Below are 22,264 nucleotides of genomic sequence, written 5' to 3' on the forward strand. Positions count from 1 at the left end.
ATTAGCTATAAAAGATTCTAGTAGTTATGCCAGCCAATAGATATTTAAAGGGATACACCTTAGATCCCAGTTTTTCTAACGTATTAAAAACCTATAACGTCAATGAAACCGTTTACAAAATTCCTTGGGAAAATGTTGATCCTGGACCAAAAGGAGAGTATTTGGAAGTATTGGATTTTGATGCACCAAATGAATGTTGGTACCAGCCAATAGACTTAGACAATGCCGAGGTCATTTCGCAGCAAGGCTTAAAACCAAGTGAGGGTAATCCTCAATTTCATCAACAGTTTGTCTACACTATAGGAATGAAAATTATCCGTTTATTTGAAGATGCTTTAGGCCGCAAGATTATTTGGAGACCTAATCATTACAATGATGTAGACGAGGAAGATGGTATCGAACCTTTACGCATTTATCCCCATGCATTACTAGAAGCCAATGCTTATTATAATTCAGAAAAAAATGCGATTCTCTTTGGATATTTTAAAGCAGAAGAACTATTTCAAGGTATTAACATACCAGGAAGCACAGTATTTACATGCTTATCTCCAGACATCATAGCTCATGAAATGACTCATGCTATTCTCGATAGTATACATCCACATTTTATTGAGAACACCAATCCTGACGTGGCCGCCTTTCATGAAGCTTTTGCAGACATTATTGCGCTTTTAGAAATGGTAGGTAATAAAGATTTAGTGACTCACCAGCTCCTTTCTGCAAACGGACAAATAGACTCCGAAAGTATTTTTGGTAATCTAGCAACTCAGGTTGGTCAAGCCTCCAAATTAGGTCACCATGCTTTGAGAAATATGATAGGTTATTATGATAAAAAGGGCAAGTGGCGTAGAATTAAAGCAGATAGATTTGCTCAACAAAAAACACAAGGATATCATGATAAAGGTGGCGTCTTTGTAGCCTGTGTATTTGATGCATTTATAAGACTCTATAATCATTCAACACAAGATTTACTGAGGATCGCAAAATATGATGAAAACTCTAAAGAAGCCATTAGTATAGACTTGGTAAACCGTTTAACAAAAGAAGCGATTGAGATTAGTCAGACACTATTAAAAATTTGCATTCAGGCTCTAGATTTTGTACCACCTTGCGACATCACTTTTGGCGATTACATTCGCGCCATGATTACCGCCGATATGGAAATGACTCCAGAAGACAATGGTGGTTATCGTGTAGCACTAATAGAGTCCTTTCGAGATTGGGGTTTTATGGTTGATCGCGTTAATACCATGTCTGCCGAATCCTTAAAATGGAGTTCACCAAAAGAACTTTTTGAAAATGATTTTGACGTTGAGGCCTTAGCTGTTATTGTATCTAATTTAAAACCTATTATTAGAGAGCTCTTAGGTAAAAAAAATAGAAGTCAGATCTATAATCTCAGTAGAAAAATTAACACTATTATACATGGTTTAATTATAGATGAGTTGGAACCAACCAAAGTTTATGATAAGGAAGAAGAAATGAGTATCATTAACTTTAAATCGTACCAATCTAACTATGAATCTCAAATTAATCAAAGTACATCTCAGATTACCTACGACAAAAAAAAGAAGGTATCGATGTCGCTTAATGATGTTAAAAAGAACAATGGTTGGCGAAACTTCTTAGAGAATTTAGGGTTAATGCCAAATATGGGATTAATGCATGAATATGAAGGTAAAAAAATTCCGTTTAATCAAGACTTTAAACTACAAGTCTTAAACCTTAGACCTGTATATCGATCGAGTAGGGATGGTCGTCGTATAGACCAAGTTGTTGTATCACTTTTGCAAACGTTGAGGGTGGAGAAGAAAGGGCACGATTTAAACGGGCTTAAGTTTAGAGGTGGCTGTACTTTGGTATTTGATCTTTCAGAAACATCGACATTAACTTATGCCATTGTAAAAAAGCTAATTAGCGAACAACGACTTAAAAACCAACTTAAACATCAGCTTGGATACGACAATTTCTATGAATTGAACTCTTCCTTTATGGACGAGGACAAATCTTTCTTACCATTACAAATCAAGAATTTACATAGCCATGAGTAATATCACCACAAACATTCGAATGTATAAATTAGAAGAACTAGGAGATTGCTTTCTAGTAACTTTTTCAGACGATAGTAAAGATTATAATGTTATGATTGATTGTGGTTCGTATTGGAATAGAAACGACTCTCCTAAAAAATTTAAACGTATCGTTAAGAACATACAGGAAACTATTGGTAATAATGCGTCTTTAGATTTGGTAGTTGCCACGCATCAACACAACGATCATATGTCTGGATTTATGCATGCCAAAAACGCTTTCACAAGTTTAGGGATGGAACAGGTCGTTTTATCTTGGCTTGATGATGAAACAGATCCAGAGGCTATAGCGATAGCTGAAGAACATGGTAAAGTAATGAATAAGTTACGCAATATTAAAGGGATTATAGATAAGAAAAAAGGTGGATTTGCTGAAACGGTAAAAAGTTCCTTAAGTCAATTAGTTGATGAAAGAACTTTTAAAACAGATAATTCACTTACAGGACAAGCTACACAATTTCTAAAAAGCGTTGGAAAACAACCCATAAAATATTTATCGCCAGGAGATATATTGGATTTACCTGGTTACGACAAAGATAAAGTTCGAATTCATATTTTAGGGCCTCCTAAAGACTCTAAATCTTTAAAATCTAAAAACCCTAGAAAGAAAGAATCATTCCATACACGATTACATGATTTATCAATAGCCATAGATGATATAAAGGAGGTACTAGATACTGGACATGCCGATAAGCACTTTCCTTTCAACAAAAAATACCGCCAGTATCCGCATAAAAAGGATAAAAACGATAAAGTATTTTCTCATCAATCAACCAAAACCATATTCAAGGAATATATTGATAAAAAGTATGATTGGAAAAGGATAGATCATGATTGGTTAAGCTCTGTTAATAGGTTTGCATTACATCTAAATGGCTACACAAATAATACAAGCCTAGTTCTTGCATTTGAGTTGGTTGAATCTGGTAAGGTATTACTATTCGTTGGTGATGCTCAAGCTGGAAATTGGCGCTCATGGGAGACCGTTCCTTGGAAAGATGACAATAAAAAAATGAATCTTGAGGAGATGATGGGTAAAACCGTTTTCTATAAAGTGGGGCATCATGGTAGTCATAATGCCACTATAAAACCAACATTAGATCTGATGACTCATAAAGATTTAGTGGCATTCATTCCTGTAGATAAAAGAGATCCTAATATCTCTAGTCGTAAGATACCTTGGAAAATGCCAGCCAAAAACTTGTATAAAGAACTCAAAAAGAAAACTAAAGGGCGCATTGCTCGTATGGATGAAGGGAAGATTAAATATAGCTCTAATAATTGGCCTAGAGGAAGTTTTAAAGAGCATGAGCTGTATGTTGAATATAGGATTAAGGAATAATATAAATGTGTCAAGTTTATTGACTATAAATTAATTAAGTATAACAAAAGCAGTCATTACAAATGGCATTAACAGACATTCAAGTAGGTATCTGGAATATAGAACATATCTGGGACGACAGTTTTCTGAAAACGAAAGAAATTCTAACAAATTGATCATAGGAGCAAAGATGGAATGTTTACAGAATAAACAACTATTTTAAGATGTCGTTTAAACTTCTAATTTTTTCAAAAACAATAATCTTATACATAGGACTCACTGGCACCTTTTTATTTTCAATTTGCAAATGTGTTTTGGTGGCTTTTGCAACTCTCTCCAAATTGGCAATATATGATTTATGCGTGCGTTGGAAATTATCAGATAATGATGACGTAATATTAACTAGTGTTTCGGAGATAAGGTACATTCTTGAATCTGTAAAAATTTTCAAGTAGTTACCAAAGCTCTGAATATATAGAATCGATTTAAATGAGATACTAATTGGTATACCATCATGTTTTATTTGAAGATCTTCATTACCATTATTTTTTTTAGGGGTTATTTCTGAAGCCGAAACTTTGTTTATGGCCTTTAAAAAGCGTACTAACTTTATAGGTTTCAATAAATAATCTACAACACCATAATTATAGCTTTCTAAGGCATATTCAGAATACGCTGTAGTTAAAATAACTTTAGGTGGATGTATCATAGAACGCAAAATTTCCATGCCATTAAGTTCTGGCATTTCTATATCAAGAAAAATGAGATCAACTTCATTTTGCTGCATAAAGTTGACAAATTCAAGAGGGTTTCCTGTACTAAAGACTAATTCAAAGTTGTCAATTTTAGAACAATACTCTTCTAACACTTTACGTGCTAGTATTTCGTCATCTACAATACCAATTTTAATCATCTCCTGTCTTTTTTAGTATGGAATCTGTTAAATCAATAGATAAATTTACATGATATTTTTTTTCCATATCATCAATTTCTAACGCATAAGAATTTGGATATAGCAAATCTAATCGTCTTTTTACATTTTCAAGTCCTAGTCCCTTTCTTTTCGATTCAGAAAGCATATTAGGTTTTGAATTAACTACGGAAAAATAAAGCGTGTTAGTTTTAACAGCAGCTGAAATGTCAATCTTACTTTGTTCATTAGTACTTTGAGCACCATGCTTAATGGCATTTTCTACAAATGGAATAAGTAACATTGGAGACATCCTTAAATCCATCAAGTCTCCTTCAATTAAAAATTCGATAGTACAACGTTTACTCAATCTTTTCTCTTCAAGCAATAAATAATTCTCTATGAATTCAAGCTCTTCTTTTAATAAAACGGTATCCTTTTTAGAACTCTCTAACTGGTATCTCATTAATTCTGAAAGTTGCATGACAAGATCTGGTGTTTCTGGTGATTGCCGTCTAGAAAGGGCATAAATACTATTTAATGAATTAAACAAAAAATGAGGATTTACCTGCTCCTTTAAATAGTTAAGCTCCATCTCTTTTTGCAATTTTTCTTTCTCATCATTTTCTTTTTGGAAGATCATATTTCTTCTTAAGAAAAAAACAGCCATACCAGCTCCTGTTGTATAAAGAAGAAAGAAGAATATCTTAGAAGTTCCAGACCAAGCATTTGCTCTTAAGTGCGAAAAAATAAATAAGCTTCCAATAAGCAAAATTCCATATGCAAAATACTTTTTCTTATCTAAGAAAAAAGGAATGAGAATAAAATGATTTAACCAAATGAACCCCATAATCATAATCGTATAATCAAGTCCATGTGCGTAAAAAGAATAACTATCATCAAAATTATCTTTGAAAAACAAATTACTTACTGTTTCAAGTATAAAAACCAATAAAAAGGCTCCTATGTTAAGGAGAATAGTGTGCTTCAAAGATTTTTTAAGCATAAACATTTCATTTAGAAAAAATAAAGATAGTATCTACAAAAACAATATTCTACAATTTCTTACGAAAGCCATATATCAATGACGAAACAGCTTTGTCATTTAACCCTTGTGTTTATCATCTTTAAGATATTGAATCTAGATTATAGGATATCTTTATTCGGTATTAAATAAAAAAACATGAAAACTATTATTTCAGTACTCTTTATCATAATTCTTTTTCAATCATGTACAGAAAAATCAAATTCTGATACTACAACCGATTTAAGCAAAACGGTAGAAACTGGTCTCACAACTCGAATACATATAGATGGCGATTCAACATGGTCTATAGAAGAACGTATGGATCATTATGGAATTCCTGGCGTGAGTATTGCGGTCATACATCATGGTGAAATTGCCTGGACAAAAGCGTATGGTGTCATGGATAAAGAAAGTAAAGTTCCTGTGACAGAACACACCCTTTTTCAGGCTGCGGCAACTAGTATGCCTGTAACGGCTTATGGTGCATTGCGTCTTGTGGAACAAAATAAATTAGACTTAGATGAAAATGTTAACAGCTACTTGAAATCTTGGAAAGTACCCGAAAATGAATTTAACAAGGAAAGCAAAGTCACCATAAGAAATCTTTTAAATCATTCTGCCGGAATATATCCTCGCGGAACAGGATCCTATAGTATAAATGAAACAATTCCAACGCTTGTAGAGATTTTAAACGGAACATTTCCAGCAACAAACGAGCCAATTACCATAAATAAAGAGCCTGGTGAAAGTGTTCGTTTTGCATATGCTAGCTATGTACCCATACAACAAATGATGCTGGATGTTGATGGAAAAACATTCCCAGAGATTATGCATGAACTCGTGTTGCAACCCTTAGAAATGAACAACAGCACCTTTAACCAATCGCTTACTAAGGAACAATTAGCGATGGCGGCCACTGGTTATTTATCAGATGGTTCTATGGTAGAAGGTAAAAGAAATATCAGCCCATCAATGGCTTCAAGTGGGTTATGGACTACTGCTGAGGACTATGCAAAATTTATTACCAACGTACAGCAAACCCTAGAAGGCAAGACTACTAAAGGATTATCAAAAGACCTGACAAAATTAATGGGAACACCTTATGGTGTGCATGATTCTGCTTGGTCTTTTACATTGGGCTTAGGCTTTCAGCTTCTTAATAGAAAGGATGAAATCTACCTAAGACATCACGGATGGAATACAGGTTTCTATACCGAGATAGTAGCCCATAGAGACAAAGGTTATGGCGTGGTTGTGATGACCAATTCCACATTTCCAGAGTTTAATGCTGAAGTGATACGTGCTGTAGCACAGACGTATAATTGGGATAATTATGTTCCTGTTTATAAAAAAATGAAAATTGAACAGTCTTTAGTCGATGAAATTACTGGAAGATACAAGTCTGATAATGTTACTGTAGAAGTTTTTGAAAAGGACAATCTACTATTCTATAAAAATATACTTGACGTAGAAGCTGATGAACTCATCAAAGTCTCGGATAGTAATTTTGTTAGAAGAAATTCTAGCCGATTTATCCAGTTCAAACCAAACTCCGAAAATGAAACCATCAATTTAATTCATCTTAATAGAAGCGATGAGACCTTAGCTGCAACTTTTGTCAAGACAGATACAGATAAAATAGAACCTGTAGAATTCCTTCTTGAAGATGACTTTGAAAATGCACTTAAAGCCTATAGAACATTAATCGAACATGATCCTACTAACTCTAGAGTTACTGAAGAGTATCTCAATAAGATAGGTTATGATTTTTACCACGATAACAGAATGAAATTATCGCAAAACACTTTCAAATTGAACATGATGCTCTATCCAAAAAGCTTCAAAGTATACGAAAGTTATGCAAAAGCCTGTGTGAAAATTGGAGATATTGATCTGGCCATTTTAAATTATTCAAAATCACTTGAATTAAATCCACAAAATAACGAAGTCAAGCATCAACTCAAGGAATTACAAAAAAACGAATAAAACAAACGTCCATCAATGGGTGAGTTTCAATACCAAAATATGTATAAATACTAAAGATTATGAAAAACATAACAGGACTATTACTTCTAATTTTTCTTCTAATAACCCATACTGTCTTTGCACAAGACAATAGCGTAAACGAAAATTCACAAGTAGTGAAAGGAGCTTCCTTAGTATTACCAGAGATACAGGTAGTTCCAATAAAAGACACAAAGACAGAGCGAAACTATGAACTGTACATAGAGCTGCCAGAAGATTATGGTGAGAACACACATAAAACGTATCCTGTGCTTTATTATACAGATGCTAAGTGGCATCGTGAAATACTATCTTCTTGCCAAGAATTTATTCTTGAAGATTTGATTCTAGTTGGAATTTCTTATCAATTAGACATTAATGAAGATCTAAAAAAAGAAGTAGGAGTCTATGTGAGTAGGTTTCGAGATTACTCGATGAAGGAACACAGCAATCCTGAAATTCAAAAAAAAATACAGTTTGGACAAGCTCATAAGCATCTAGATTTTATTCGTAACGATGTTATCAAATATGTTGATAATGCATACCGAACAGACCCAAACAGTCGCACCTACTTTGGCTATTCATTGAGTGGTGAATTTGGTGCGTATATTCTAATGACTCAACCTGATACTTTTAATAATTACATTATTGGAAGTCCAACAGTTAGAGGTGAAGTCGATTACCTAACAGAATTGAATACCAAATTTGGACCCTATGAACCATCCAATAGAAACTCAAGTTTGAATGCCAATGTTTTTATTGCCTATGGCTCATTAGAAGAAGAGAGAGTGGTTGCGCCTATGGAGGCATTTATTAAATTATTAAATGATAGACGAGATGTTGGTTTATCCGTATATAAAGAAGTGATTGATGGGAACCATAGTACTGCATTCCCTACAACAGCTGTCCGCAGTGCCGTTTGGTTGTCCTCTTTATTGAGTCCTATTTCAAGTATAGGCGATGAGATCTCATTCTGGGAGATTCCACATCTTAATAATGCCTATATCAGTACAACACCAGAGGACAGAGATGATGGAATAGCAGTTGATACATTAGCGGTAAGTAGCAATGATCAAAAAGCCATCCTTAAATTGTCTCAAGAGATTTTTGATGGCGAACATGGAAGCTATGATGCTTTACTCATTTCACACAACAATAAATTAGTTTTTGAATCCTATTATAAAAAAGGACGTATCAATTTGCCTCACGGACAAGCATCGGCAGTAAAAGCATACACCAGTTTGGTTTTAGGTAGAGCCATTCAAATGGGTTACCTATCTATGGAGGATCTAAACAAACCTTTGATTAGTTTTCTAAAAGATATCGACCCTAAAAAAATGACTAAAGGTGCCGAAAATATCACACTTCATAAGGCATTAACTATGCAAGGAGGTCTAGCTACTGATAGAGATGCATGGAAAGTCATTGAGAATGATTCTGTGCGATTAAAAGGTCAAGGGCTAGCACAAACGCTTCTTGAGCAAAGCGCACCTATAACCAACGCGTCTCAGACGTTTTTATATGGTAATTTTAATCCGATATTAGTTATGACAGTCATTGATGCCGTTGTCCCAGGAACAGCTGAGGACTTTATTAAAACGGAGTTACTTGACAAACTCGGCATTACAAATTATAAATGGTCAACTCATATTAGTGGTTTGCCAGAAGCAGGATGGCGAGCGAGTATCATGTCTCGTGACATGATCAAACTGGGACATTTGGTACTCAATAATGGTAAATTAAATGGCGAGCAACTTATCTCTGCAGACTATCTAGCCCAAGCCACTAGTGGCATTGTAAGACCTGCAATAGACTGGATGCCTAAGAACTATCTTTATGGCTATTTTTGGTACTATACACCAGTAAAGGTTGGTAACAAAAGCTATAACATGACATTGGCTTGGGGCGGCGGCGGTCAGCGTGTTATGGTTGTAAAAGAACTTGATTTAACCATTGTAATTTCTGGCCATGATAGCGAAGATGATAAAATCATGACATCTATTTTTGAAACCGTAGTACCTGCATTTGTAGAACAATAACTATGATCGGAGAGAAGTAGAATGTCGTAGATAAAATCGAAGTACTTATCTATAAAAAATTATAATTGGTCTATATAATCACTAAGATTGGATTGTTTAAACTAACTTAGTTTTTTATATGAGATACGTGCAAAAAAATTATTTAAAAATTTTATTACATAGTTTTTTATGGCTACTATTATTTATCTACCCATTGGTTTCTTTAGATAGTGAGTATCTTATTTACAGAAATTGGTTGTCGTTATCAAGTATTTTTCTTGTCTTTTATATTAATTATTTCTTCTTAGTAGACCACTTTTTTTTAAATAATAAAAAAGTCCACTTTTATATTTTAAATGGGTTATTGATTATAATCCAATATGTTATTTTAAGTTATTTTTTAAAATTTAAGATATTTCATCCAAGCATTGAAGGTGTCCAAACAGGTGAAATTAGAAGCGGAGCAATGACTACGGTTCAAGTTATATTGCCAATAATTTTAAGTATTGGAATGTGTGTTGGTTTAAAAATCAATACCAAATTGAATAAAAATAAATTAACCTTACAACAGGTAAGACAGAACCAATTGGATACAGAAATTAAATATTTAAAATACCAGGTACAACCGCATTTTCTTTTTAATACACTAAACAATATCTACGCATTAATTGATAGCTCTCCTGTTAAAGCCAAGGCATCCATACATAGTATGAGTAAAATGATGCGTTATGTATTACATGATGCTTCAACCAGTAAAGTTCCTTTGGTTAAAGAAATTGAGTTTTTGGAGCGTTATATTGATTTAATGCAATTACGAATATCCTCTAACCTAACACTAGAAAAGAACTTTCCTGTTATAAATCAACCTATACAAATTGCCCCACTTTTATTAATCTCTTTTATTGAAAACGCCTTTAAACATGGCATAGATGCAGTACAGCATTCTTTTATAAAAATTGAATTAACGATTGATAATCATAGGTTAAAGTATTCAGTTACTAATTCTTCATTTCCAGAAAGAGAAAAAGTAACAGATTCTGGAATTGGATTAGAAAACTTAAAAAAACGATTAGAACTATTATATCCGAATAATTTTGAGTTGATTACAAAGGAAATCAATAGGCAATATTTCGCAACACTAACACTTAATTTTAAAGAATGATACTGTCCTGTATTTTAATTGATGATGAGCCTTTAGCGCTTGACTTAATGGAAACTTACGTTAAATCTACACCATTTTTGAAATTAGTTGCTAAGTGCAATAGTGCTATTGCTGCAATTGAAATCATTGAAAAAGAAACTGTAGATTTGATTTTTACTGATATTCAAATGCCAAATCTATCGGGAATGGAGTTTTCTAAATTACTTTTAAACAAACCAACTAAAATTATTTTCACCACAGCCTTTGAAGAATTTGCGCTTGAAAGTTATAAGGTAAACGCCATTGATTATTTGGTAAAACCAATAAGTTATGCTGAATTTTTTGCCGCAGCAAATAAAGCCAAACAACAGATTCTAAATCAGCCCAACCGCGTAAATTCTATAGATGACTATATCTTTGTGAAGTCTGATTATAAGTTATTAAGGATTAATTTAAAAGATTTAATATATGTAGAAGGCTTAAAGGACTATTTAAAATTCTACACAGTGAATTCTGAAAAACCAATCCTCACTTTAAAAAGCATGAAATCTTTAGAAGAAGAATTGTCTGAAAAACACTTTATGCGTGTACATCGTTCTTTTATAGTCAACTTAAATAAGATAACAACAATTGAGCGCAATCGCATAGTTTTTGGAGATAAGTACATTCCTGTTTCCGAAAAGTATAAAGAAAGGTTTCAAAAATTCATCAATACTGATTTTTCATCATAGACAAAATCTTATAGAACATCTATAAAATGTCCTACTAGGTCTATTTCATTTCAATAACAACTTGTGTTTATTCAATTTTGATGTATTCATCTGAAAACATGCATCAATGATACGAGTAACTATTTTTTTTATAATCTGTTTTATCACAAGTTTACAAGCACAAACTTTAAACGAAAAGATTGAAGAAAACGATTCAATAAACCTAACTGTCTAATAGAATTGCTTCAAAACTTAAAGGTATAGAGATGATAACTGCAACCGATCAAACAAATTCAAAGGGTTATTTACTAGACTTAGTCATTTATATAGCCATTATGTTTCTAATTCGAGAAACTTCAATTCCTAATACGCATTATTTGGTAACGGGCTTTCTTTATTCGGGAACAACGTTAATTGCGGCTACTTGGCTAATGAAAAGACGAGGTGTTACTTGGAAAAGTATAGGATTGCGCAGACCTAAAGACATTCCAAAAACAGTCTTAATAGCGGGAGGACTGTTCATTACAATTATAGCCATGTTACTTGTTTTTAATGTTATACAGGATTTTTTTTCAATAGTTAAAGAGAGTGATGAAGCGGCGAAAGGAACAATTAAAGGGTATACAATAAGCAATGGTGATTATGCCTATGTGTTTTCTATAATTATTTTTGTTTGGATACAATCTGCCTTAGAAGAACTCTTAGAGCGTGCTTTTCTAATAACATGGTTAGAACGTTTATTTTCAAATTTGCGATTTAAAACGGCGTTAGCTATTATAATTCAAGCGTGTATTTGGGGATTTAGACATTCCTATGATTTTTCAGAACGTTCAGTATCTGTTGCTTTAATTGGCATCATTATGGGCATCGCATATGTAAAATTTGGTAGAAACTTATGGCCAGTAATTATTGCTCATTGCGCCATGAATACGATGTCTTTGATATAATTATTCGTCTTTTGATCTTTTGAATTGCGTTTCTAGAAACTTCTTTTCCCATTTATTATTTAGGTTATCATAAACGCCAACAGTAAAATTATAAGTGTTCTTATCAATAAACTCCCAGCAGTCTGTAAGAATTAAATTAGTTTTTGAGGCTGCGTATTTATAACTATAATACATACTATTGTTTTGGTATTTCACCTCTCCTGTAGTTAGGTTTCCGAAAACATCAAATTCATAAAATTTAATTTTCTTCTCTTCGTTGTCATACGATACAATGCCCTCGCTTCTTAAGCCAAATTCATAAGCTTTCTCACTAATATTTCCTTTGGTTTGAGATTTTATAATGTTTCCATTTAAACTAGCTTCAAATTCAATATATAATTTGAAAGGTGTACCATCACCCCATGCTGCTCCTGATGTAGATTTCCATGTGCCACCAATTAGATTTTGATGTCCTTGAAATTTGGTTCCTTCATCCTGATTTTGAGCGTAACTCAAACTCGCCATAGCAATTGCTAACGTAAAAATAATTGTCTTCATAGTTTTAATTTATCTCCAGGCACCAAGTATTCCACCTATCACAGTAAAATAGATGATGATATACCCACTATTTATAAATATGTATTTCCAACTTTTCTGTTCAAATAAGGCGATAATTGTAAATATTGCCGCAGCCCAGCCAAAACCTGTTAAAAAACCTGCTGTGAGACCCCAAGTAAAATCGGTATCGACACCTCCAAGGAAAAAAGCCATGTTATATGACATTACATAAGCCAAAATAAAACTTATGCCATAGGTTTTTAATGGATTGGCAGATTTGAGTTTTTCGTCGCTTAAAGCATTTTCTTTCTTCCATGCCTTATAAAATAGTAAAGGAGAATACCATAATGCTCCCAAAATCATATTGACTACTGCACAGACAAATACTGCCCAATGATTAATTATCATGCTTTCCATAGAATGTTAGTTTTAAATATAGAAGCAAACTAACGACAATAAGCGTAGTGAAAATTGTAAAAAATTTACTTTACAGGAACATAGTTGGGATAATCGCCAACATCATTTAAATATTTTTTTGGATTCAAGCCAGAAAAAGACTGAAAATCCTTTATGAAATGTGCCTGATCAAAATAACCACAGTCTGCAGATATGGCTGTCCAAGAGATTTTCTCTTTGTTCTCCAAAGCCGCCAAAATCTCATTAAATCTTATGATTCTATGAAACTGTTTTGGCGTTATCCCAACGTATTTTTTAAATAATTGAATGAATTGCTTTTGAGAAAACCCAGTCTTTTTAGCAAGATTTGCGATACTAATTTTTGATGATGAATTTTGAATTGTATCTATGGCAAAGTGAATGATATTAGTATAAAAATCGTCTTCTTTAAATTGTGGTAGTAACCACTTTTCAATGGCATTAAATTTCTCCTGAGGAGAAGTGGGTGCTTTAAGCTGAGTATGAAGTTCTAAAATGGATGTTCCAAAAATTTCATTAGCCTGAACCACTTTATTGGTATATAGGTTTACAGATTTGTGAATCAAAGGAAACCCTGAACCAGGTTTAAATACAACAACTATCATTTCTTCACTTGCTGCACTAATCGTTATATAATCTTTAAGAACTCCGGAAAACCAAACATCTGAGTAGCCTTGCTTTTTCTTTCTAGTGTTATTATCAAAAATGAATTTATCTGTTCCTGTGAGCTCGAATATGATGTTAATAGTTCCGTCTGGAAGATATTTGTCCATTTCACATTCTGGATAATAATCTTTATTGTAGATCATTGCTGCCACATATTTAGATAAGCTAGGCGATATGGTATGTGCGTGACTAATCAATTAAAATGATTTATATAATTATTAAAGCAATATAGTTGAAAATGATCAAATGGCGATAGGAGAGTAGTGGAAACCGAAGAATGAGGTTCACGATTTCTTAAAACAATAAGGATGCGTGAGTGATGTGTGTGGAATGGTTTGATTCCTTTCCTTTCCTTTCCTTTCCTTTCTTAATATTATTTAATATACTATTTTTACTTTCAGCTATTTGAATAACATATTGCATAATGTATACTAGGCATTTTAATTTTTGGAGATTAATAGACCCCTTACTCTTAGGCTCATTTGCTAATCTTATTATTAATATGTTATTTAATCCAAGTCATCCAGGAAATTGGCTATCTATGCAAGAATTTGTAACTGCATTCATTTTTTGTATTCCAATTACTGAAGTAAATCGGTTCGTTGGAAAAAAATTAGAAGCAAAATACAATTGGAATAACGAAGCGAAAAAGCGGTTTTTTTTTCAATTACTCTATCTCACATTAATATTAGTATTTATTATAAATGTGCTTGGTAGAGTTTATCATTGGTACTTAGCAGATGAATTCTATACAAATGAAGAAATTCTTATTATCAATTTAGTCGTTTTTATTATTGCTTTGATTTTAGTAATTATAAAATGGGCAGTTCAATTTTATAATAAGTGGGTTTTTTCAGAATGGAATTTAAAGAAGGTAAACATCAAATTAGATGAATTATTATCTAAGCCAGAGCTTACTGCCCGTTCTATTAAACTTAAAAAAAGGAATCGAGACTATCTTGCTAATATAGATGACATAAGAATTGCAAAAAGTGAATTTGGAATTATTAAGATACATATGGAGAACGGAGAGATTTTTATCTTTCAAGGCACTTTGAGAAAGCTAGCATCGCTTCTTCCAGAACATTTCTTTTTTCCAGTTACGAGAAACATCATTATTCATTTCGACAAAGTGGCCTCAATGTCTTCGTCTACGTATGGTAAAATTTCGGTTAAAATAAAAAAACACGATTCTACTGAAGAAGAAATTATAGTTAGCAGGTTAAAAGCATCTAAATTTAGAAAATGGTATAATAGCAGTTCACTCTAAAATTTATAGCACTTCAGCATAAAATGCTCTGATGCACTTTTATATTTATGCAAGTATATTTTCATTTGTGGTTCATTTAAAAACCAGTATTCAAATGAAAAATAAAATTGAACGCATTCATTCTTTAGATTCACTAAGAGCAATTATGATGTTGTTAGGTTTGGTCTTACATTCCACGGAAACTTACCTAATTGGAACTAACGCGCCTTGGCCTAAAGATACTAATGCTACTTCTATTTCATTAAATTATCTTGAAAACATCATCCATATGTTTAGGATGCCTGTATTCTTTCTTGTCGCTGGTTTTTTTGGAGCTTTATTGTTTTATGAGCGAGGTAAAGTTAGAATGCTTAAAAATAGAGCTTCAAGAATTTTATTACCATTTATTGTTTTTCTGTTGATTTTATATCCAATTGTAGTTTTCTCATTGGAATATTCAACAGCGCTTTTTGAAGGCCAAAGTAATGCTTTTGCAGAAACATTAAAAAATTTCAATCAGTTCATACCAGAATGGACTTTGCATTTATGGTTCTTATACTATCTAGTTATTATTTCTGGACTAACAGTGCTTATTGCTCTAGTCTTAAATAAGGTATCACGATTAAAACATTTTATTGCTTCAATATTTAATATTATTTTTCAAAAGAGCATAGGCAAAATCTTCATTTTTGCTTTGATTATATTTATTTTGCTTTTATTAATTTGGGATTTAGGACCGCCTGTACCTCTAGGTTTTATTCCAGATATTAACGCTCTTATATTTTATTTGTTTTTCTATGGTGTAGGTTGGGTTTTATTTAAATTGAAACATCAACTGAATAATTTTAAACGAAATGATTGGGCATATGTAAGTATTGCAATTGTAATATTTACGATTCAATTTGTATATTCTGACGTAATTGGAGACGTTGAACAAGGTCTAATGAGTGCTCTTATTATGTCACTATTTCTGTTTGGCATTATAGGGTTATTTATTCGATATTTTAACTCAAACTCTAAAAGAATGCGCTATGCGTCTGATGCTTCTTATTGGATTTATCTCATTCACATTCCATTCACAATAATAATCCCAGGTTTAATTGCTGGATGGATCTTACCAGCGATTGTTAAGTTTCTTATTACACTAATTATTTCAACGGTAATATGTTTTTTAACTTATCATTACTTGGTTAGGTCAACATTTATTGGTAAATTTTTAAATGGTAGAAAATATTCAATACATTGATTAGAGTACTATTCTAAAATTTACATATTAGCTATAAGTAATGTCCTTAATTTAAAAAATGAAACATGAGAAATGCGATCTTTTTTTTAACAATTTGCACTATAATATCATGCAAACAGCAACCTAATCAATCTAAAAATTCTTTAGAACAATTTTATCAAGTACGAGACTCACTTACTGACGAATTGAATCAAATTTATAATCGTGGACACATTTACGGCTTTTCTGTGGCTATTGTAAATCAGTCTGAAACTATTTATCAAAATGGATTCGGATTTAGTGACTTACAAAACAATAAGGAGTATAATGAAAATTCTATTCAGAATATTGCTTCCATATCTAAAACATTAATAGGAATAGCCCTCTTAAAAGCCCAAGAACTAGGTAAACTTAATCTTGATGATTCAATAAGTAAATATTTATCTTTTGATATAACAAACCCTTATTATCCAGACTCTCCGATTACAATTAGACAATTAGCCACTCATACATCTACCATTATAGACACCAAATATTATGATGAAAAGGCATATGTTTTAAAAGAAGAGAAGTTCATAGATATTGAAGGATTATCGGAAACCCTGAATCAACCAGATATGAAAATAGCTATGACTGATTTTTTAAGGGCAATTCTTCAGAAGGAAGGAGAATGGTATCAAAAAGATGGTTTTTTGAAAAAAAAGCCAGGAGAGCAATTTGAATATTCAAATATTGGAGCATCTTTAGCTGCACTTGTTCTGGAAAGGGCAACGGGGAAATCTTATGAATCTTTTACAACTGAACACATTCTTAAACCTTTAAAGATGTCTAATTCAGGATGGTCATTTGAAGATGTAAACATGTATAATCACTCAAAACTTTACACCAAAAACGAAACAGAGCTTCCTTATTATTCTTTAATCACATTTCCAGATGGTGGATTTATCACTTCAGCTAATGACTTAGCTCTATATCTAACAGAACTAATAAAAGGCAAACTTGGGGAAGGAACAATTCTTAGCCATAAAAGTTATAGGGAATTATTTACTCTACAATTAGACGAAACTCATTTTGATGAGCGTGATAAAGAAGATAAATATAACGACGAATATAATTCTGGAATTTTTATGGGATTTGGTGGAGACGGAAATATTGGTCATACCGGATTTGACCCAGGAGTTGCTACTCTTATGTTTTTTAATCCTAAAACTAATGTTGGGAAGCTGCTAATAATTAATACAACTATTACAAGTATGGATGGATTAAAGGAGTTTTATGCGATTATGGACAAACTTGGTGAATATGAAAAAAAACTAAACCAATAACGCCAGTAGCTAGCAATGGGCGTTAATGTGTTCGATAATTAGCGTATAAAATCCTAATCGATGAGAATCTCGTATTTTTAAATTCTAGGAGTATTGTGCAGGATTTTAAAAATACAAATAGGACAATACAATTAGCTTGTACATAATTACTATCGATATAAATCACGTATGTGATATTATATCTGCAATTATGTCAAATAGAGCGAAAACGCTCTATTACGCTAATTGTATCAAATTGTACTATAATGTACCGCGTTATGTAACTTGAGCTTTGGTTAAAAGCGAAAGTTTAATACATCATTTTCTTTATTTTTTTCTTGACAAATTTTTTCTCTGTGATGTTAATGGAACACTTTTTACACGACGACGTAGGAGGGAAGCGTAATATGTGTGGAATGGATTTAAATAATGTTGTATAAAATCTTTACGGCTTTCCATAAAATATATTCTTACAGAATTTGTTATATTTGAATTCTCCCTATTTTTTAATAATTACAGCAGATTGGAATATTCTAATCGGTTAGTATTGTAATACTATGCATATGTCTAAATATTACATAGAAAATAATATCATATTAAAACCTAAAATATAATAGTAATTTTATAAGTTTATAACTTATCTGATAATTTATCTTTTTCTCTATGGTAGAAATAAAACAAACCCAGCCAATACCGATTGCAAGCCTTAATTTTGACCCACAAAATCCACGTATTCCTTCAAGCATAGATAGTACAAATAATGACGCTGTAATAAACTGGATGTTAAAGTCAGCCAATTTATTAGAGCTTATGGGCTCAATAGCTGAAAAGGGTTTTTTTCCTGCCGAACCTCTCTTGGTAATTCCTATTTCTGAAGGTCAAGACGAATATTATGTAGTTGAAGGAAATAGAAGGTTTGCAGCTCTATATTTATTAAATAATTTAGCAGAAATAAAAACGAAAAAATCTGCCGTAGAAGAATTAATAAAATTAGCAGCAGATCACAAGCATGACTTACAAAATATACCTGTGCTAATTTATGATGTACGCGATGAAATAGAAGAATATTTAGGTTACAGACATATTACAGGTGTCAAACCATGGAGCCCAATTGCAAAAGCGAAATATCTTAAACAACTTCAATCATCTGTTTCAGATTTACCTAAAGACGAGCAATATAGAAGTTTAGCTCGAACTATTGGAAGTAAGTCAAATCATGTAAGGCTTTTACTTGTGGGTTTAGAGGTAGCTGAACAGATTAATGAACAAAAATATTATAACGTTGAAAATTTAGATGATACTACATTAGATTTTGGTGTTTTATATACTGCTCTAGCAAAAAGCAATATTTCAGATTATGTTGGTGTAAATTTAAATGCTCAAAAACCAACTGAAAATCTTGATCCAGAAAAACTGGGTGATTTAGTTCATTGGATGTTTGAAAGAAATGAAAAAGGAAAGACTAAATTAGGAGAATCAAGGAATTTATCTGACTTGGATGAAGTAGTTGCAAGCGAGGAAGCATTGTTAGAATTTAAAAAAGGTGCTAGTTTGTCTGAAAGTTTAAAACTTTCAGATGATCCACATGAAGCATTCCTTGATTCATTAGAAAGTGCAGATTCGGAGTTAAAAAGAGCTATAAACATTCTTGACTATGTGGATTCTGATAATCTTGAAGAAGATTTTTCAGTTGCAAAAAGAATATCTAAAACTTTAGAGGTTGTAATCGAAAAACTTAAAAGCAAGTTATAGTTTATGGCAGTTCAAAGAATTGGGAAATTAATACCTCCAAATAATAAAGGCAATGAGGTGCGGGACAAAAACTTATGGATTGATTATATAGAATTAGTTTGTATTTACTCTTACGATGGAGAGATGTCTAGAGATGATATGATAGATGAAATTGGCCAAATTGCTAAAGACTATATTAATGAAAACAAAACAGATGGTACTGATGATGAAGATTCATCAGAAGCTGATATCAAATGGTCAAATATGGCTTACGATTGGTTAGAGTTTTTGAAAAGTAGACAAGAAATATATGGTAATTTCTACCCTTATCAAGTGGATGGAGATATGCTTAAGTTGAAAAGTAAAATTACCAGAAAGAGAAAAATTTATATTGCACTTTTATTATCTTCTAATCTGAATAACTCGACAAATAATGCAACGTCTAAATTAACTTCATCATTTGAATACATTTCATTAAAAGCATTTAAAGAGGTTTTACCAAAAAGAGCTAAATCGTTTTTGTTTGGTAAAAATCAATTAAATCATGGGAATAAATTTTCAGGAAAACTAATTGCAAAAATTAAAAAACTAGGAGTAGAGTTGGGAGATTTAGCAACTACCTACAATGAAGATGATTTTGATTCAAGAGATTCAGGTGATGGGGGATTAGACTTATTTGGATATATACCTTTAGATAGCAGAAATAAACTAAATATTCCTATATTTTTTGGTCAATGTGCTTGTGGAAAAGATTGGAAAAGAAAAATTGCTGAATGCGAACCTGCTGTCTGGAATGACAATCTTGAATTTAATAAAACTTCTAAACCATATCCAATGATTTTTATTCCAAGATCTTACAGAACGCTGGACGGAGAATGGTTAATAAATAGGAAACATAGAAATGCAATTATATTTGATAGAGAAAGGATTTTGAATAATTTAACCAAATCTAGTAATGAATTTATCGATAGATTACCTGCTAATCAAATAATAAATGATATATTGACTAATAAAATTCCTTTTTAATTTAATGAATAGAGATTTTAATTTAATATCATTATTTTCTGGTTGTGGTGGATTAGATAGAGGCTTTGAAAATGCTGGATTCAATGTAATTTGGGCAAACGATAATGACAAAAACATTCTTGAAACATATAAGTATAATCACCCGAATACAGACATTGAGATAGGTGATATTTCAAAAATTCCATCTAAAGATATTCCAAGTAATATTTTTGGGTTAATAGGTGGACCACCATGTCAAAGTTGGAGCGCTGCAGGAAATGGTTTAGGAATAAATGACCCAAGAGGCAAGCTGTTTTTTGAGTATATAAGAATATTAGAGGATAAAAAGCCTCTCTTTTTTCTAGCAGAAAATGTAAAAGGAATGCTGTCAGAAAAGCATGAAGAGTCTGTGGAATTAATAAAAAATTTATTAAATAAAGCTGGCTATAACGTTACAATTAACTTGGTTAATTCGGCAGATTATGGAGTTCCTCAAAAACGTGAAAGAGTCATAATTGTTGGTTATAGAAATGATTTAAACTTAAAATTCTCATTACCAAAGAAAAATACGAATCAAACACTTGTAAAAGAATATTTAGCAGATATTACCATAAAGCCTATCAGTTCAAAAGATAATTTAGCTCAACCGAAAAAATGTGTTATTCCGAATCATGAATATTTTAAAGGTACGTATTCATATATTTTTATGTCTAGAAATAGAGTATTGGACTGGAACTTGCCATCGTATACAATTCAAGCAAGTGGGAGGCAAGCCTCATTGCATCCTCAAGCGCCAAAAATGGTAAAAGTAGAAAAAGATGTAATGGAGTTTGCTAAAGGAAGTAAAAGATTATATAGAAGATTATCAATAAGAGAATGTGCAAGAATTCAAACATTTCCTGATGATTTTTTATTCTTTTATGAGAATTTAAATACTGGTTATAAAATGATTGGTAATGCTGTTCCAGTTAATTTAGCTGAAGCTTTAGCTAAAAAAATATATTCGGATATATCAAAATACTTGGAAAGTATTAAAAAGAAATCTAAACCTAAAAGAAAACAGGTTTCTTTAAATGATAGTATATTATGTAAAATAGAAGCAGAAACGGCCTCATAAAATTTTGGTCAAAACAATAGGCGAGTGGAACGACGATATTTTAGACTATAAGAATGCAATTATCCTGTGGATGATTGTATTTGAATACATCACATCTATAACAAAGTGAACTTCTAATCGTATTTAACTAAAAATGTCTACTAGACATTTTCTAAACGTCAAATAGTCTAAAATATAGCGAATGAGCTCAACGCGCCAGCTGGCAACTTCATTAAAAAGGTCTACAAGACCTTTTCTTAACATTCGTTCCTGTTTCCAAATTATATACTATTTGAGATATTGATTGAGTATCAATATTGAGAATACCTAGCTTGAATTTTTGTTTTAAGTATTTAGCTTTCGCTAAATAGTGTTTCAAGACACTATTTGAAAATAAACATCCAGTGGATAATTATGTCAAATACAAATAAAGCTCTGAGAATCGCTTAAAATTTTTTATGACGTACATTTTGTCGAATACGCGATTTTTAAAACGTAGCAAAAAGTGAAGATTTTATAATGCGCTGGCAAGCGTTGGATAATTAGCGTATAAAATAAATTACAATAGTAATTTTATTTTATGAAAGCAATCGAGCGTTTGGTAACGGATATTTTACATACTATTAAAAACTGATGATCCAGTGGATAATTAGTTTTTAATACAAAATCCTAATCGTTGAGAATCTCGTATTTCAAGATTCTCGGAGGATTTCCAGGGTTTTAAAAATATAAATAGGATAATACAATTAGCTTGTACATAATTACTATCGATATAAATCACGTATGTGATATTATATCTGCAATTATGTCGAATAGAGCGAAAACGCTCTATTACGCTAATTGTATCA

At 32.0% G+C, this 22,264-nt stretch carries 18 protein-coding genes; 13 read left to right on the forward strand and 5 right to left on the reverse strand.

The genetic code is table 11. The features are described 5' to 3' along the window. Positions 1-26 precede the first annotated feature (26 nt). Together Q0893_RS08680 and Q0893_RS08685 are read left to right on the forward strand one after the other, a co-directional pair. The gene (locus Q0893_RS08680; RefSeq protein ID WP_299274481.1) at positions 27-2,051 is read left to right on the forward strand and encodes a hypothetical protein; all 2,025 of its coding nucleotides are present in this window, start codon (positions 27-29) and stop codon (positions 2,049-2,051) included. Further along, entirely contained in the window at positions 2,044-3,432 is a 1,389-nt protein-coding gene (locus tag Q0893_RS08685) for an MBL fold metallo-hydrolase (protein ID WP_299274483.1), read from the forward strand. The genes Q0893_RS08680 and Q0893_RS08685 overlap by 8 nt, the downstream gene beginning before the upstream one ends. 193 nt (positions 3,433-3,625) lie before the next feature. On the opposite strand, the gene Q0893_RS08690 is transcribed toward Q0893_RS08685, so the two are convergent. Together Q0893_RS08690 and Q0893_RS08695 are read right to left on the reverse strand one after the other, a co-directional pair. Next, positions 3,626-4,324 carry a LytTR family DNA-binding domain-containing protein gene (locus tag Q0893_RS08690; RefSeq protein WP_299274486.1) on the reverse strand — a complete coding sequence of 233 codons (699 nt, stop codon included), beginning with the start codon at positions 4,322-4,324 and terminating at the stop codon, positions 3,626-3,628. Beyond that, positions 4,317-5,327 (reverse strand): sensor histidine kinase, encoded by a 1,011-nt coding sequence (locus Q0893_RS08695; RefSeq protein ID WP_299274489.1) that lies wholly within the window; start codon positions 5,325-5,327, stop codon positions 4,317-4,319. Before Q0893_RS08695 ends, Q0893_RS08690 begins: the two co-directional genes overlap by 8 nt. 177 nt (positions 5,328-5,504) lie before the next feature. Between Q0893_RS08695 and Q0893_RS08700 the strand changes: the two genes are divergently transcribed. The 5 genes from Q0893_RS08700 to Q0893_RS08720 all read left to right on the forward strand — a co-directional run bounded on the left by Q0893_RS08700 (position 5,505) and on the right by Q0893_RS08720 (position 12,168). Beyond that, positions 5,505-7,334, forward strand: a complete 1,830-nt coding sequence (locus Q0893_RS08700) for a beta-lactamase family protein (protein ID WP_299274491.1) — start codon at positions 5,505-5,507, stop codon at positions 7,332-7,334. A gap of 59 nt (positions 7,335-7,393) precedes the next feature. Then, entirely contained in the window at positions 7,394-9,391 is a 1,998-nt protein-coding gene (locus Q0893_RS08705; protein ID WP_299274494.1) for a serine hydrolase, read from the forward strand. A 343-nt stretch (positions 9,392-9,734) separates the two neighbouring features. Further along, complete coding sequence (locus Q0893_RS08710; RefSeq protein WP_299274497.1) at positions 9,735-10,532, forward strand: sensor histidine kinase; 798 nt, start codon at positions 9,735-9,737, stop codon at positions 10,530-10,532. Beyond that, positions 10,529-11,242 (forward strand): LytTR family DNA-binding domain-containing protein, encoded by a 714-nt coding sequence (locus Q0893_RS08715; RefSeq protein ID WP_299274500.1) that lies wholly within the window; start codon positions 10,529-10,531, stop codon positions 11,240-11,242. Before Q0893_RS08710 ends, Q0893_RS08715 begins: the two co-directional genes overlap by 4 nt. A gap of 245 nt (positions 11,243-11,487) precedes the next feature. Beyond that, positions 11,488-12,168: a CPBP family intramembrane glutamic endopeptidase gene (locus Q0893_RS08720; protein WP_299274504.1), complete on the forward strand. Its 681-nt coding sequence runs from the start codon at positions 11,488-11,490 to the stop codon at positions 12,166-12,168. Here the strand turns inward: Q0893_RS08720 and Q0893_RS08725 are convergent, their stop codons facing one another. The 3 genes from Q0893_RS08725 to Q0893_RS08735 form a co-directional block, all read right to left on the reverse strand. Beyond that, positions 12,169-12,705, reverse strand: a complete 537-nt coding sequence (locus Q0893_RS08725; RefSeq protein ID WP_299274507.1) for a hypothetical protein — start codon at positions 12,703-12,705, stop codon at positions 12,169-12,171. 9 nt (positions 12,706-12,714) lie between these two features. Then, positions 12,715-13,122, reverse strand: a complete 408-nt coding sequence (locus Q0893_RS08730) for a DUF1761 domain-containing protein (protein ID WP_299274510.1) — start codon at positions 13,120-13,122, stop codon at positions 12,715-12,717. Positions 13,123-13,187: 65 nt separating this feature from the next. After that, positions 13,188-14,003, reverse strand: a complete 816-nt coding sequence (locus tag Q0893_RS08735) for a helix-turn-helix domain-containing protein (protein WP_299274513.1) — start codon at positions 14,001-14,003, stop codon at positions 13,188-13,190. A 227-nt stretch (positions 14,004-14,230) separates the two neighbouring features. On the opposite strand from Q0893_RS08735, the gene Q0893_RS08740 reads away from it, so the two are divergent. From Q0893_RS08740 to Q0893_RS08765, 6 genes are all read left to right on the forward strand, one after another. Beyond that, a complete protein-coding gene (locus Q0893_RS08740; protein WP_299274516.1) occupies positions 14,231-15,076 on the forward strand; it encodes a LytTR family transcriptional regulator DNA-binding domain-containing protein in 846 nt (281 codons plus the stop codon). A gap of 94 nt (positions 15,077-15,170) precedes the next feature. Next, entirely contained in the window at positions 15,171-16,301 is a 1,131-nt protein-coding gene (locus Q0893_RS08745; protein WP_299274519.1) for an acyltransferase family protein, read from the forward strand. A 65-nt stretch (positions 16,302-16,366) separates the two neighbouring features. Further along, the gene (locus Q0893_RS08750) at positions 16,367-17,605 is read left to right on the forward strand and encodes a serine hydrolase (RefSeq protein ID WP_299274522.1); all 1,239 of its coding nucleotides are present in this window, start codon (positions 16,367-16,369) and stop codon (positions 17,603-17,605) included. Between the two features lie 642 nt (positions 17,606-18,247). Then, positions 18,248-19,336 (forward strand): ParB/Srx family N-terminal domain-containing protein, encoded by a 1,089-nt coding sequence (locus tag Q0893_RS08755; protein WP_299274525.1) that lies wholly within the window; start codon positions 18,248-18,250, stop codon positions 19,334-19,336. A 3-nt stretch (positions 19,337-19,339) separates the two neighbouring features. Then, positions 19,340-20,341: a hypothetical protein gene (locus Q0893_RS08760; RefSeq protein ID WP_299274528.1), complete on the forward strand. Its 1,002-nt coding sequence runs from the start codon at positions 19,340-19,342 to the stop codon at positions 20,339-20,341. A gap of 4 nt (positions 20,342-20,345) precedes the next feature. Beyond that, positions 20,346-21,437, forward strand: coding sequence for a DNA cytosine methyltransferase (locus Q0893_RS08765; RefSeq protein ID WP_299274531.1), 1,092 nt, complete (start codon positions 20,346-20,348; stop codon positions 21,435-21,437). The last annotated feature ends 827 nt before the right edge of the window (positions 21,438-22,264 follow it).

The sequence above is a fragment of the uncultured Psychroserpens sp. genome (assembly GCF_947494225.1).
Classification (GTDB): domain Bacteria; phylum Bacteroidota; class Bacteroidia; order Flavobacteriales; family Flavobacteriaceae; genus Psychroserpens.